This is a genomic window from Streptomyces mirabilis (assembly GCF_018310535.1).
Lineage (GTDB): Bacteria > Actinomycetota > Actinomycetes > Streptomycetales > Streptomycetaceae > Streptomyces.
Map to the genome: position 1 here is coordinate 2,375,472 of NZ_CP074102.1, position 13,815 is coordinate 2,389,286.

At 67.8% G+C, this 13,815-nt stretch carries 12 protein-coding genes; 3 read left to right on the forward strand and 9 right to left on the reverse strand.

The window, feature by feature from the left end:
• Nucleotides 1-40: 40 nt before the first annotated feature.
• Nucleotides 41-1,024 carry a helix-turn-helix transcriptional regulator gene (locus SMIR_RS10240; RefSeq protein ID WP_168495768.1) on the reverse strand — a complete coding sequence of 328 codons (984 nt, stop codon included), beginning with the start codon at nt 1,022-1,024 and terminating at the stop codon, nt 41-43.
• A gap of 178 nt (nt 1,025-1,202) precedes the next feature.
• Here SMIR_RS10240 and SMIR_RS10245 point away from each other — a divergent pair, with 178 nt between their 5' ends.
• Complete coding sequence (locus SMIR_RS10245; RefSeq protein ID WP_168495766.1) at nt 1,203-1,784, forward strand: TIGR03086 family metal-binding protein; 582 nt, start codon at nt 1,203-1,205, stop codon at nt 1,782-1,784.
• Here SMIR_RS10245 and SMIR_RS10250 read toward each other — a convergent pair.
• On the reverse strand, nt 1,777-2,637 hold the full coding sequence (locus SMIR_RS10250; RefSeq protein ID WP_168495764.1) for a thioesterase family protein: 861 nt from the start codon (nt 2,635-2,637) through the stop codon (nt 1,777-1,779). The two genes, SMIR_RS10245 and SMIR_RS10250, sit on opposite strands and share 8 nt — an antisense overlap.
• A 215-nt stretch (nt 2,638-2,852) precedes the next feature.
• Here SMIR_RS10250 and SMIR_RS10255 point away from each other — a divergent pair, with 215 nt between their 5' ends.
• The gene (locus tag SMIR_RS10255) at nt 2,853-4,082 is read left to right on the forward strand and encodes an alpha/beta hydrolase (RefSeq protein WP_168495761.1); all 1,230 of its coding nucleotides are present in this window, start codon (nt 2,853-2,855) and stop codon (nt 4,080-4,082) included.
• On the opposite strand, the gene SMIR_RS10260 is transcribed toward SMIR_RS10255, so the two are convergent.
• Both SMIR_RS10260 and SMIR_RS10265 read right to left on the reverse strand, forming a co-directional pair.
• Nucleotides 3,982-4,647, reverse strand: a complete 666-nt coding sequence (locus SMIR_RS10260; protein ID WP_075031578.1) for a trimeric intracellular cation channel family protein — start codon at nt 4,645-4,647, stop codon at nt 3,982-3,984. The two genes, SMIR_RS10255 and SMIR_RS10260, sit on opposite strands and share 101 nt — an antisense overlap.
• A 47-nt stretch (nt 4,648-4,694) precedes the next feature.
• Nucleotides 4,695-6,086, reverse strand: a complete 1,392-nt coding sequence (locus SMIR_RS10265) for a M1 family metallopeptidase (protein WP_168495759.1) — start codon at nt 6,084-6,086, stop codon at nt 4,695-4,697.
• Nucleotides 6,087-6,431: 345 nt separating this feature from the next.
• Between SMIR_RS10265 and SMIR_RS10270 the strand changes: the two genes are divergently transcribed.
• On the forward strand, nt 6,432-6,953 hold the full coding sequence (locus SMIR_RS10270) for a hypothetical protein (RefSeq protein WP_129592101.1): 522 nt from the start codon (nt 6,432-6,434) through the stop codon (nt 6,951-6,953).
• Between the two features lie 66 nt (nt 6,954-7,019).
• Here SMIR_RS10270 and SMIR_RS10275 read toward each other — a convergent pair whose 3' ends face one another.
• The 5 genes from SMIR_RS10275 to SMIR_RS10295 form a co-directional block, all read right to left on the reverse strand.
• Nucleotides 7,020-8,402, reverse strand: a complete 1,383-nt coding sequence (locus tag SMIR_RS10275; protein WP_212726908.1) for an ABC transporter ATP-binding protein — start codon at nt 8,400-8,402, stop codon at nt 7,020-7,022.
• A gap of 23 nt (nt 8,403-8,425) precedes the next feature.
• Nucleotides 8,426-9,520 carry an ABC transporter ATP-binding protein gene (locus tag SMIR_RS10280; protein WP_075031575.1) on the reverse strand — a complete coding sequence of 365 codons (1,095 nt, stop codon included), beginning with the start codon at nt 9,518-9,520 and terminating at the stop codon, nt 8,426-8,428.
• Complete coding sequence (locus SMIR_RS10285; RefSeq protein ID WP_075031574.1) at nt 9,517-10,515, reverse strand: ABC transporter permease; 999 nt, start codon at nt 10,513-10,515, stop codon at nt 9,517-9,519. Before SMIR_RS10285 ends, SMIR_RS10280 begins: the two co-directional genes overlap by 4 nt.
• Nucleotides 10,516-10,626: 111 nt before the next feature.
• Complete coding sequence (locus SMIR_RS10290; RefSeq protein ID WP_212726909.1) at nt 10,627-12,423, reverse strand: ABC transporter substrate-binding protein; 1,797 nt, start codon at nt 12,421-12,423, stop codon at nt 10,627-10,629.
• 70 nt (nt 12,424-12,493) lie between these two features.
• On the reverse strand, nt 12,494-13,501 hold the full coding sequence (locus tag SMIR_RS10295; RefSeq protein WP_168495751.1) for an ABC transporter permease: 1,008 nt from the start codon (nt 13,499-13,501) through the stop codon (nt 12,494-12,496).
• Nucleotides 13,502-13,815 lie beyond the last annotated feature (314 nt).

The following is a 13,815-nucleotide window of genomic DNA, read 5'->3' on the forward strand; positions in this document are numbered from 1 at the left end:
CGTAGGGCCGCGCTGTGCCGAACCTGTGGTTACCTGTGGGTCAACTTCCCTCGTGCGGGGCCCGATCCCCGCCGTACACCGCACCGATCGCGGCCGCCGCCCCGGCCAGTTCCGCCCGCGCCTCCGGCGGCGAGAGCACCTCCACCGCATCCACGAAGGCCAGCAGCGTGCGGGCCTCGCGGACGACGCCGTACGACAGCTGCGCGAGGACCCACTCGCTCTCGCCGTCGTCCTCCGGGAGCGCCGTGAGGGAGGCCGCGTTGAGCCTGAGGAACATGTCGAGGCGGGCACGCCGTACCCGAACTGTGACATCGAGACCGCCCGGCCGCTCCTCGACCTGGCGCCGCAACACCTCCCAGACGTCTCCCAGTTCGACGCCCGGGCGCCGCTTCACGGGATCGCCCAGGAGCGTCGCCGAGCGCACCCGGTCGGCCCGGAACAGCCGCGGCTGCCCGCGCCGGTCGGCCACGAGGTACCAGACGCCCGCCTTGGACACGAGCCCGTACGGGTCGACGGTGTAGGTGCTGGGCTCGGTGTGCCCGCCGTGCCGGTAGCTGAGCCGCAGCCTGCGGTCGGCGAAGACCGCGTCCTGGAGCACCTCCAGGTCCACGGCACGCTGGGGGCCGCCCTTCCAGCGCGTCGCGTCGACGAGGATCCGGCGGCTGGTCACCTCGGCGGCCGGGCGGTGCGGCGCCGGCAGTGCGGCCATCACCTTGCGCAGCGCGGACCCGAGTGCCGCGTCCAGGCCGAGCGCGGCGTGCGCGCCCTGCGCGGCCAGGATGAACAGCGCACGGGATTCGTCGGCGGTCAGTCCCGTGACGTCCGTACGGAATCCGGCGAGCAGTTCGATCCCGCCGTGCCGCCCGCGCTCGGCGTACACCGGGACGCCGGAGGCCGAAAGGGCCTCGATGTCGCGGTAGATGGTGCGCACCGACACCTCGAGCCGGTCGGCGAGTTCGCGTGCGGGGACGCGGCCGCGGGTCTGCAGCAGCAGAAGGATCGAGAGCAGGCGGTCGGACTTCACGCGCACCAGGATCGCGCACCGCGGATCACGGCCGCCGATGCCCGCCGACGCTCGTCCGAAGCCCGCGGTAAATGCTGACGGAAACTGTCAGGTTATCCAGCGAACCTGAGGCACAACGGCAAGACAGCGCGACGCCGACACCCGACACCCGACACACCTACGCCGATTGAGGTCCGCCATGAACATCGACCCCCGCCCCCTCTACTCCCGCGCCACCGACCAGATCGCCGCTCTGGTCAAGACGGTTCGCCCGGAGCAGCTCGCCGGTCCCACCCCGTGCGCCGAGTTCGACGTACGGACCCTGCTGTCGCACATCGCGGGCGGTACCCGCCGGATCGCGGTGGTCGGCGCGGGCGGTGACGGAATGGCCGTTCGACCGTTCCTCGACGGCGTCGAGGACGACCGCTGGAGCGCGGCGTACGACGAGGTCAGGACGGAGGTCCAGAAGTCCTGGGCGGACGACGCGCGCCTGGACGCCCTCGTCACCGTGCCGTGGGGCGAGGCCCCCGGACGTATCGCCCTGTCGGGCTATGTGATGGAGGCCGTCACCCACACGTGGGACCTCTCCGAGTCCCTCGGACGGCCGCTCGCACTCGATCCGGAGCTGGCCGAGTTCGCGCTCGGGATCGCCCGGCGTGTGCTGCCGGACGAGCGGCGCGACGACGAGGAGCTGCCGTTCGACTCGGCGGTGCCGGCCCCCGAAGGGGCCGACGCCTACGGACTGCTCGCGGCCTACCTGGGCCGGCGACCGCTCAGCTGAGCCGGACCCGGGCGAGCTGCCGGGACTGCGCGACCAGCCGGTCCGCGCTGTCCCACACCTCGGCGTCCTCCTCCAGGAAGCCACCGGCGAGGTTGCGGGTGGTGATCGACACCCGCAGCGGGCCCGGCGCCGGACGGCAGCGCACATGGACCGTCAGTTCGACCGTCGGCACCCAGCCGGAGATGCCGAGCTCGAAGGCGGTGGGCGGCAGCGCGTCCACCGCGAGGAGCAGCGAGAGGGGGTCGGGGTCACGGCCGTCGGCGAGCCCGAACCAGGAGCGCATCTCGCCCTTCCCGGACGGCGCCCCCAGGGCCCAGCCGAGGGTCGCGGGGTCGAGCTTGAGCATCAGCCGCTCGGTGATGGCGGAGCTGCCGTCGACGGGCGCCGGTCCGTCCTCCGGCCCGAAGCAGTGCTCCATGGGCGGGATCACGGGCGGTGTCGCCGTGGTGCGGACGTCGTCGGGCAGGGCGTCGAGATCGCCGTACGAGGCGAGCACGCGGATCCGTTCGACCTCGCGGCCCTCGTCGTCGAACTGGAAGAGCGAGGCCTGGCCGGTCGACAGGGTCCGCCCGGTCCGGACGACGTCCGTTCGGACCACTGCCGGGCCGGGTTGCGACGCGGTCAGATAGTGCGCGGAGACGGTGAACGGGTCGCTGTGCGGCAGGGCGTCGGCGAGGGCGCGGCCCAGGACGGCGAGCAGATAGCCGCCGTTGACGGCGCTGATGATGGTCCATCCGGCGGACAGGTCGATGTCGTAGACGCCGGGTTCGCGCAGGGTGACCGCGGTGTCGCGGTCGAACTCGCTGTCACCGATCGCGGCGCGCGCGGCCTGTGCGGTAGCTGCTTCTGACATGCCTGAACGGTACAACAGGTAATTACTAAGCGGTAGCTTTTCCTGTTTCGGGCATGTGAACCCCGTCACTCGGGAGTGAGGTTTCGGCAATTTCTTGGTAAGTGTCCGAACTCTTCCGTGAACCAACGGCATCGGATCCCCCTCTCCAAGGACATAGAACCCGATGCAGCTGCAGACCGTTGATCCAGCCCGTCACAGGAAGAGCCGCACACACCGTGAGCCTCACCGGAACGCCGTTCCTCCTCACCGCCATCATCCTGGTCGCGGTCGCCCTGCTCCTTCCCCTCGTGCTGTGGTCGCGCGTTCCGGGCCCCACGGTGGTGCGTAGCGTGGCCCGGATGGTGATGCTGCTGTTCGCCCAGGGCACCGCGATCACCCTCGTCTTCGTGCTCGTGAACAACTCCAACAGCCTGTACGACAACTGGTCCGACCTGCTCGGCACGGGCAACCACGTGCGGGCGGCCGCCAACCTCGGCCGTGACGGCACCGGCGGTATCTCGCTGCGCCAGCTCCCCAAGGTCCGCCAGACGTTCTCGCAGGCCGACGGCCCCGGTATGTCCCAGGCGGGCGGGGTGAAGGTCACGCAGCTGCACGGCCAGGTGTCGGGTGTGGACGCGGAGGTCTACGTCTGGCTGCCGCCGCAGTACAACGAGCCCGCCTACCGCAACCGGAAGTTCCCCGTCGTGGAGCTGCTGCCCGGCTATCCGGGCTCGGCGAAGGCGTGGTTCGGTTCGCTGAAGGTGCATGAGCAGTTGCTGCCGCTGATGCGCGACGGGCAGGTCGCGCCGTTCATCCTGGTGGCGCCGCGCACGAATCTGCTGGCCAAGACCGACACCGGCTGCGCGAACGTGCCCGGCAAGGTGAACGCCGACACCTGGCTCAGCATCGACGTGCCGAAGATGGTGGTGGACAACTTCCGGGCGAAGTCCGCGCCGGACGGCTGGGGCGTGGCCGGCTACTCGGCTGGGGCGCACTGCGCGGCCAAGCTCGCGGTCGCCCACCCCGACCGCTACCGGGCCGCGGTGAGCATGTCCGGGTACAACGACCCGATCGGGGAACGCAACTCGCTCGCGGCGCGGACCCTGACGCTGCGCCGGGAGAACAATCCCTACCTGCTGCTCAAGTCCTACCGCACGCCGCCCCGCATCTCCCTCTACATCTCCGGCGAGGCCCATGACGGCTACGAGGCCGGCGCGGCGCTCCAGTCGATCGCGAAGGCGCCGACGAGCGTGCAGGTGGTGCTGCTGCCGCGGAGTGCGGGCGGCCACAACATGGCCCTGTGGCGGCCGCAGATCCCGGAGACCTTCCGTTGGCTGACCCTGCAGATCGGGCCGGGGGCCCACGCTAAGGAGTCTCCGACTCCGTCGCCGTCGACCGGCGGTGCCAAGCACGCGGCGCTCGCCAGTGGTACCGCATCGCGAGCAACCGCAGGACGAAAGCGGTGACAGCGGCGAGCCCGCTGGTGAACGGGGACAGCGCGTCGTAGCGGATGCACAGGACCACCATCGTGGCGCCGACGATCGCCGGGACCGCGTACAGATCGCGGTCCCAACGCAGCAGTGAGGGCACCTCGTTGGCGAGGACGTCGCGCAGCACACCGCCGCCGACCGCGGTGGCCAGGCCCAGCGCGGCGGACGGGGTCAGGCCGAGGCCGTACTCGTACGCCTTCGTGGTGCCCGCCACGGCGAAGAGACCGAGCCCGGCCGCGTCGAAGACGTTGACGGCGACCTGGATCCGCTCCACCTCCGGATGGAGGAAGAAGACGAGCAGGGCGGCGAGCAGCGGGGTGCTGAAGTAGCCGAGGTCGGTGAACGCGGCCGGGGGCACGGCACCGATGACCACGTCCCGGAACAGCCCCCCGCCCAGCGCCGTGACCTCGGCGAGGACGGCGATGCCGAAGACGTCGAAGTTCTTGCGGACGGCCAGCAGGGCGCCGGAGATCGCGAAGACGAAGATCCCCACGAGGTCGAGCACATGCTGGACGGAGGGGGTGAACAGTTCCTGAAGCACCCGGACATTCTCACCTGTCGCGGGGCTTGCGCCTTACAAAGAAAGGCTTACAGGGCTGGTTTCCCTGTGGTGAACAGCCAGGTCTGGAAAAGGTCGTCGAGCTGTCGTCCCGAGATCTTCTCGGCGAGGTGGATGAAGTCGGCGGTGTTCGCGTTGCCGTACTTGTGGAGCTTCGTCCAGGCGGGCAGCAGTTTGAAGAACGCGGTGTCGCCGATGCGCTCGCGCAGCATCTGGAGGGTCATCGCGCCGCGCTGGTAGACCGCCGAGGCGAACATGGTGTCGCGCTGCGGGTCGGCGACGACGGTCCCCCAGAAGGCGGAGTCCGCGGGCCGCGCGTTGTACCCGGCGAGGAAGGAGTCGTGCGCCGAGCGGATCCCCTTGTGCTCGGACCACAGCCACTGGGCATAGGTCGCGAAGCCCTCGTTCAGCCAGATGTCCTTCCAGCGCTCCACCGACACGGAGTCGCCGAACCACTGGTGGGCCAGCTCGTGCACGATGGTCGACTCCGAGCGCACGGCGGAGTACGCGGGCTTCGACTGCACCTCCAGCGAGAACCCCGCCTGCGGCATGTCGTCGACGATCGCGCCGGTCTCCTCGAAGGGATAGGGCCCGAAGACCTGCGACCAGTAGTCGGTGGCCTCGGCCGTCACGGCGTACACGTCGACGCTGTTGCTGCCCGCGAGCACCGGGTCGATGGCCACGTAGATCGGCGTCCCGGCCGGGGTCGTCCCCGTCTTCACGTCGAACTTCCCGATGGTCGCGGTCGCGAGGTAGGTCGCCATCGGCCTGCTCTCGCGCCAGTGCGCGACCGTGCTGTCGCCAGTGTCGTACGTCGATATCAGCCGCCCGTTGGAGACGCCCGTCAGGCCCTTGGGTGCCTTGATCCGGATGTCGTAGGTGGCCTTGTCGGAGGGGTGGTCGCTGGAGGGGAACCAGGTGGAGGCGGCGTTGGGCTCACAGGCGACGAAGACTCCGTCGGCGGTCTTCATCCACCCGTAGTCGGAGCCGAAGACGATGGGACCGTTGAGGGCTTCGGGGACGCCGCCGTAGGTGACGGTGACGGTGAAGGTCCTGCCCTTGCGGATCGCCCCGTGCGGGGTGATGTGGATCTCGTCGCCGTCGCGGGTGAAGTCGGCGCGTCTGCCGTTCACTTCGACGCGCGTGACCTCCAGTCTCTGGAGGTCGAGGTCGAAGGAGGAGAGGGACTGGGTGGCGCGGGCCGTGAGCGTCGTACGGCCGTCCAGGCGGTCGGTGTCCGGGTTGTACGCCACGTTCAGGTCGTAGTGGCGGGCGTCGAAGCCGCCGTTGCCGAGCTGGGGGAAGTAGGAGTCGCCGATGCCGTCGGCGCCCGGGGTCGGGGCGGAGGAGGCGGCGATGACGAGGAAGGAGGCCGCCGCGGTCGCGAGGGCCCCTAAACGTGCCGAACGGGAGAGTGCCATGAGCGTCCCTTTCGTACGTGTTCCGATCGTTCCCGATCAGTTGGACACGCGAGACTCTGCACTCTTCCGTTCGGGCATGTTCATGACTTTGCCCAATCGTCATGGCCTACCCGCCAGTTGACTCCTGACGATCGACTTCCGCTCCCCGAACGGGCGGAAGCAGTCCGCCATTTGACCGCACGAAGACCCTGGCATTTCCGAGTCTTTACCACCCGGAGCGGCAGGCTCAATTGTTGCTCAACTCCACAGAATGTGATTGACCGGTCTCGGTCAACTTCATAGGCTCATTCCAGCTTGACGGGCTCCGCCGAAACGGAGGCCGGACCACTTGCATGGGGGAAATTCATGCGTAAGAGAACCAAGCTGGCCACACTCGTCGTCGCCGGAGTAATGCCGCTCGTCGCGGGTGCGGCGCCGGCCTCGGCGGTCGTCACTCCGAAAAGGTCGTGCCCGGTCGATTACGGGGTCCTGATCACCTCGCACTCGTCCTATCGGATTCCCGCCTCGGGGGCGTACTTCAAGGACGGTCCTGGCGGCACCATCACCGCCTCCGTCACCAGGGCGTCCACCATCACGTACAGCCTCTCCACCTCCCTGGAGGTGAGCGCGAGCTACCTGTTCGCCTCGGCGAAGGCCTCGGTGAGCGGCAGCATCACCAAGTCCGTGGCGGTCACGACCGGCCACACGTACTCGCACAACATCCACTCCAACAAGTACGGGAACCTGCAGTACGGTTCCAACGGCTTCAAGGTCGGATGGGAGTCGAACCGCACGAATCCGAACTGTTCGGTGACGACGCTCGCGAGGGGTACGGCCAAACTTCCGGCGACTTCGGTCGGCTGGCACTACTGGGAAACCAGTTCCTGATAATTCTTCAAAACAAATGCCCCGGTAACCATTTCTCTGGTTACCGGGGCATTTACTTTTACCCGATCACTTCTGGCTGTCGGTTCCCGACTCCTCCGACGAGTCCGACTCGTCGACCGCGACCGTTTCGGAGGCCTCCTCGGCGGTGGCGGCCTCCTCGGTGGCGGCCTCCTCCGTGGCGGCCTCCTCCGTGGCGGCCTCCTCCGTGGCGGCCTCCTCCGTGGTGGCCTCCTCGCCAGGCTCGGTGGTCGTCTCCGCGGCGGGCTCCGGAGTCTCCTCCGTGGTTTCCAGTTCCGCGGCCACCGCAGCCGACGTCTCCGCCGACTCCGCCAGCACCTCGTCGGCCACGAGCGCCGCGGCCTCCTTCGCCACGGACAGCAGCACCGTGTCCTGCGGCGCCTGGTCCTCGAAGTTCTCCGGGTGGTGGCAGGCGACCTGCTGGCCGGGCTTCAGCTCCAGGAGCGGCGGCTCGGTCGTCTTGCAGATCTCCGTGGCCTTCCAGCACCGCGTGTGGAAGCGGCAGCCGCTCGGCGGCGCGATCGGCGAGGGCACGTCGCCCTTGAGCAGGATGCGCTCGCTCTTCACGTTCCGGCGCTTGGGGTCCGGGATCGGCACCGCGGACATCAGCGCCTTGGTGTACGGGTGCATCGGCGCCTTGTAGAGCGAGTCGCGGTCGGCGAGCTCCACGATCTTGCCGAGGTACATCACCGCGATCCGGTCCGAGACGTGCCGGACCACCGACAGGTCGTGCGCGATGATCACGTACGTGAGGCCGAGCTCCTGCTGCAGGTCGTCGAGAAGGTTGACGACCTGCGCCTGGATCGACACGTCGAGCGCCGAGACCGGCTCGTCCGCCACGACCAGCTTCGGGTTGAGCGCGAGCGCGCGGGCGATGCCGATGCGCTGGCGCTGGCCGCCGGAGAACTCGTGCGGATAGCGGTTGTAGTGCTCGGGGTTGAGGCCGACGACCGACAGCAGTCGCTGGACCTCCTTCTTGACACCGCCCTCGGGGGTCACGCCCTGCAGCTTGAACGGGGCACTGATGATCGTGCCGACCGTGTGGCGGGGGTTGAGTGACGAGTACGGGTCCTGGAAGATCATCTGGACGTCACGGCGCATCGGACGCATACCGCTCACACCGAGGTGCGTGATGTCCTTGCCCTGGAACTCGACCGTGCCCGCGGTCGGTTCGAGCAGCCGCGTGATGAGCCGGCCCATCGTGGACTTGCCGCAGCCGGACTCGCCCACGACGCCCAGGGTCTCCCCGGAGCGCACCTCGAAGTCGAGGCCGTCGACGGCGCGCACGGCACCGACCTGACGCTGCAGCAGGCCCTTCCGGATGGGGAAGTGCTTCTGCAGTCCGGTCACCTTCAGCAGGACGTCACCGGGAGCGGCGTCCTTGGTGAGGGTGGCGCCGCCTTCGTCCTGTGCCTGTGCGGGAATGGTCACTTCCGCGTCCTTGGCTTTCTCGCTCACAGCTTCGGCGCAATCTCTTCGATCCAGATGCGTTCCCGCTGCTCCTGGGTCATGTGGCAGGCGGCCCAGTGCCGTCCGCCGACCTCGGTCAGCTCGGGGCGGACCGTGCGGGTCACGTTGTCCTTGGGAACGTCCGCGTACGGGCAGCGCGGGTTGAAGGCGCAGCCGGACGGGAGGTTGATCAGCGAGGGCGGGGAGCCCTTGACGGGGATGAGGCGTTCGGTCTGCTCACGGTCCAGGCGCGGCATCGAGCCGAGCAGCCCCCAGGTGTAGGGGTGCCGGGGCTCGTAGAACACCTTCTCGGCCGGACCGCGCTCGATGCAACGGCCGCCGTACATCACCAGGATGTCGTCGGAGAGCTCCGCGACGACGCCCAGGTCGTGGGTGATGATGATGACCGCGGAGCCGAACTCCTTCTGCAGGTCCCGCATCAGGTCGAGGATCTGCGCCTGGACGGTCACGTCCAGGGCGGTCGTCGGCTCGTCCGCGATGAGCAGCTCGGGGTTGTTGACCAGCGACATCGCGATCATCGCGCGCTGGCGCATACCGCCGGAGAACTCGTGCGGGTAGCTGTCGACGCGCTTGTCCGGCTGCGGGATGCCCACCCGGTCGAGCATCTCGACCGCGCGGCGCTTCGCCGTCTTCTTGTCCACGTTGTTGTGGATGCGGTACGCCTCCACGATCTGCTGACCGATCGTGTAGTACGGGTGCAGCGCGGACAGCGGATCCTGGAAGATCATCGCCATCTCGCGGCCGCGCAGTTTGCGTACGTAGTCCGGGTCGGCGGACAGCAGTTCGGTGCCGTTCAGCCAGATCTCGCCGGAGATCTGCGCCTTGCGCTTGCCGTACTGGCCGGCCGTGTGCAGGCCCATGATGCCGAGCGAGGTCACCGACTTGCCGGAGCCGGACTCGCCCACGATCCCGAGGGTCTTGCCCTTCTCCAGCTGGAAGCTGAGCCCGTCGACGGACTTGACCAGGCCGTCGTCGGTCGGGAAGTGCACCTTCAGGTCGCGTACTTCGAGGAAGGCGGAGGGTGCGGGCGAGTCCTTGACGGGCTCGGCCACCGCTCCGCTCTTGCTGAGTTCGGTCATGAGAGCCTCACTCGGGGGTCGATCACGGCGTACAGGACGTCCACCACGAGGTTGGCGATCAGCACCGCGAGAGAAGTGATCAGGGTGACGCCCAGGATGATGGGCAGGTCCTGGTTCCGGATGGCGTCGAGCACCGCGCGGCCGAGGCCGGGCAGGTTGAACGTCGACTCCGTCAGGATGGCGCCGCCGATGAGGGCGCCGAGGTCCATGCCCAGCATGGTGAGGATGGGGGTCATCGTGGAGCGCATGGCGTGCTTGCCGATGACGACCTGCTCCTTGAGGCCCTTGGCGCGTGCCGTGCGGATGTAGTCCTCGCCGAGGATCTCCAGCATGGTGGCGCGGGTGATCCGGGCGTACATCGCCGCGTAGAGGAACGCGAGGGTGATCCAGGGCAGGATCATGCCGCCGAACCAGCCGCTGATGCTCTGGTCGAAGGGCACGTACTGCGCGTTGATCCATTTCAGGCCGAAGGCGAAGATCGCCAGGCTGAGCAGACCGGTGAAGTAGATGGGGAGGGAGACGCCCGCCAGGGCGACGACCATCGCGCCACGGTCCCAGATGCTGCCCCGCTTGAGCGCGGAGAGCACACCGGCCGCGACACCGAAGACCAGCCACAGCACGGCGGCACCGAGCGCGAGCCCCAGGGTCACCGGGAAGCGGTCGGTGAGCACCGGCCAGACGGCCTGCTCGCTGCGGAAGGAATAGCCGAAGCAGGGCGCCGCGCAGTGCGTGACGTCGCCACCGCCCGAGTAGGTGCGGCCGGCGAAGATGCCCTTGAAGAACTCCCAGACCTGGGAGTAGATCGGGTCGCTCAGGCCCAGCTTCTGCCGTACGGCCTCGACGGCTGCCGGGTCGGCCTGCTTGCCCACGAAGCTCGAGGCGATGTCGACGCCCGCCCACTTGGGGACGAGGAAGAAGATGCCGAAGACCACCATGACGATGACCACGAGCATCACTGCGGCGGCGAACAGCCGCCTGATGAGGTAAGCGAGCACAGCTTACGGCCCGCCGCGGGGCCGCGGGCCACCGGAGGTCATCCGATGGCCCGCGACCACGCCGCGCCGGCCTTCACCTGCCTTTCGTGCCTGTACGGCGGGTGTGCCGGTTTACTTCTTCGGGTTCTTCAGGCCGAGGTTGACGAAGTCGTACGTACCGCTGTAGTTGTCCGTCGTGTAGACGTTCGCGAGGTTGTCGCTGCGCCAGTTGATGAACTTCTCGAAGGTGAAGGGCAGGTAGTACGCGCCCTCCATGACCTTGTGGTTGATCTCGGTCGAGATCTTGGTCTTGCCCGCCTCGTCCAGCGTGGTGACGTACTGGTCGAACAGACCGTCGATGGTCTTGTCGTTGATCAGGGAGAAGTTGTTGTTACCGCTCGGCGCGATGTACTTGCTGTCCCACAGCGGCAGACCGAAGCCCTGGACGGTCGGGAAGTCCGGACCCCAGCCCATGATGATGATGCCGTAGCCCTTCTTCTTCACGTTCGAAGGGCTGCCGATGATGCCGGTGGTCTGCGAACCGTCGAACTGGTCGATCTGCGCGTTGATGCCGATCTTCTTCAGCGACGCCTGGAGCGACTGGGCCGTGGCGACCTCGACCGGCTTGTTGTTGCGCACCGCGATGGTGGTGGAGAAGCCGTTCGGCTTGCCGCACGCCTTCAGCGCCGCCTTGGCCTTCTCGACGTTGCCGTTCTTGTCGGCACCGGAGATGCCGTACGGGTCGTACTTCTGGCCCTCGGCGCCCGGGACGGACGGCGGGAGCATGTTGGTGCCGATGTCACCACCGGCGATCGGGCCACCGCGCGCGGTCTGCAGCGAGACGTGGTCCGCGCCGAGGATCACGGCCTTGCGGCACTCGACGTTGTCGAACGGCTTCACGCTCTGCGGGAAGGCCGCGTACCGGATGTAACCCGAGATCGGGTTGTCCAGGTTGGCCTTGTGCTCCTTCAGGGCGGTGGTGCGGCCCTGCGGGGACATGCCGGTCTGGTTGATGTCCAGGTCCAGGTCACCGTTGAGCAGGCGCTGGTCCAGCTGGTTGGCGTCCGAGTAGAACTGGACGGTGATCTTGTCCGGGTACGCCTTGCGGATCGGGTCCGAGGACTGCTTCCAGTTCGTGTTGCGCACCAGCGTCAGGCTCTTGCCCGGGCTGTACGAGTCGAACTTGTACGGGCCGGAGGAGAACGGCTTCAGGCCGTACTTGGACTTGGTGTCCATGTCCTGGCGGACCGGGGAGGCCGAGACCAGACCCAGCACCTCCTGGAAGTCCGAGTTGGCCTTGGGGAGGTGGAAGACGATCGTCTTGTCGTCCGGCGTGGTGATGGCCTTCAGGCCCAGCTTGTCCTTGGACGTGTCCTTGTAGGGACCCTTGTACTCGCCCTTGGGGTCCAGGAAGTCCTTGAGGTACGTCGGACCGCCGGACAGCACGTCCTGCGCCCACACGCGCTCGATGCCGTACTTCACGTCCTTGGACGTGATCGCCTTGCCGTCCTCCCACGTGACGCCGTCACGCAGGGTGTACGTGTAGGTCTTGCCGTCGTCCGTGACCTTCGCGAGACCCGTGGCGAGGTCCGGGGTGAGCTCGGCGCCCGCCTTGCCCGGCTCCGTCTTGCCCGTGACCAGCTGGCGGCTGTAGTAGCGCGCGAAGTCCCACATGAAGCCGTAGTAGCCACGCGTGGTGTCCCACGAGTCGGCGTCCTGGGCACCGCCGAACCGCAGCGTGCCGCCCTTCTTGACCAGGGAGGCCTGGGCGACCTTGTTGTTGGCGGCGTCGAAGCCGGCGGCGCCGGTCTTCGAACCGTTGTTGTCGTCGCTGCCGCCGCCGCACGCCGCCGTGGTCAGCAGTGCGGCGACCGCAGCAGCGGCGGCAAACGCCTGCTTACGCCGCCCTGAGGTGCGTTGGGTAGTCACGATCTCGGATCCTCCGGATTTGATGAGAGACCCCGTGATTGGTGCCACGGGACGCTTGGGGTACGGCTGTTCAGCGGGATGCCTTCGGGTCCAGCGCATCCCGCACGCCGTCTCCGAAGAGGTTGAAGGCCAGGACGGTGATGAAGATCGCCACACCCGGGACCACCATGTACATGGGGTCGGACTCGTAGTAGTCGATGGCGCTCGACAGCATCTGTCCCCAGGACGAGGTGGGCGGCTTGACGCCCACGCCCAGGAAGCTGAGGGCCGCCTCGGTGAGGATGTTGGTGGGGATCATCATCGTCGTGTACACGATGATGGGCGCGACCAGGTTGGGCAGCAGTTCCTTGAACAGGATGTAGAACCGCCCGGCGCCCAGCGATCGCGCGGCCTCGACGTACTCGCGCTCACGCATCGAGAGCGTCTGGCCGCGCACCACGCGTCCGATGTAGGGCCAGCCGAAGAAGCCGATGACCAGGATCATCACGAACACGCGCACGTTGGAGCCGGACAGGCCCAGCATGTCGTTCGGCATCACCGAGACCAGGGCGATCGTGAACAGGAGTTGCGGGAAGGCCAGCAGGCCGTCCATCACGCGGCTGATGAGCGAGTCCACCCAGCCTCCGAAGAAGCCCGCCAGGATGCCGAGCACGGTGCCGAGGATGACCGCGACGACGGCGGAGAGGAAGCCCACCAGGAGCGAGACGCGGGCACCGTAGAGGATGCGGGCGAGAATGTCGCGGCCGTTGACGGGCTCGACGCCCAGCAGGTGGTCGCCGCTGATGCCGCCCAATGACCCCGTGGGAGTGCCGAACAGAGGGTCGATCAGCTTCTCGTTGAAGGTGTCCGGGTCCTGACCGAGCAGGTGGGTGATCACTGGCGCGAGCAGGGCGATCACGATGAGGACGAGCACGACGATGCCGCCGGTCAGCGCGAGCTTGTCCCTCTTCAGGCGCTCCCAGGCGATCCGGCCCAGGGAACGTCCCTGCACGACCTTCTCGCCGGCGGCGGCAGCCGCCGCTTCTTCGGCCGCACTCGGGGCCGCTTCCGCGGTCGGCTCGTGCAATGGTGCCGTCATCTGGCAGGGACCCCTCTCAACCGGCGGTAGCCGGCCCACACGTGCCGCTTGTAGCGGCGTGATCAGTCCGTCGTACACAGGGGCTAAACCCCCTGGAGCGGGAGTCTTCAACGCCTCGGCGATCTGTAGCCAGACTTGACGGTGAATGGATGCGTAAACGTGATGCTGTCAGGGGGGTTCCGTTATCCGGACGGCGGGTAACGGGGGTCGGACACGGGGCAGTTGGGACGCCGGAGATGAATACGGGCATTATCCGGACAATCCATTGCCATCTACGCGCGAAGAAATGCAGAGCCGCGGTGAAGGACCCGTGC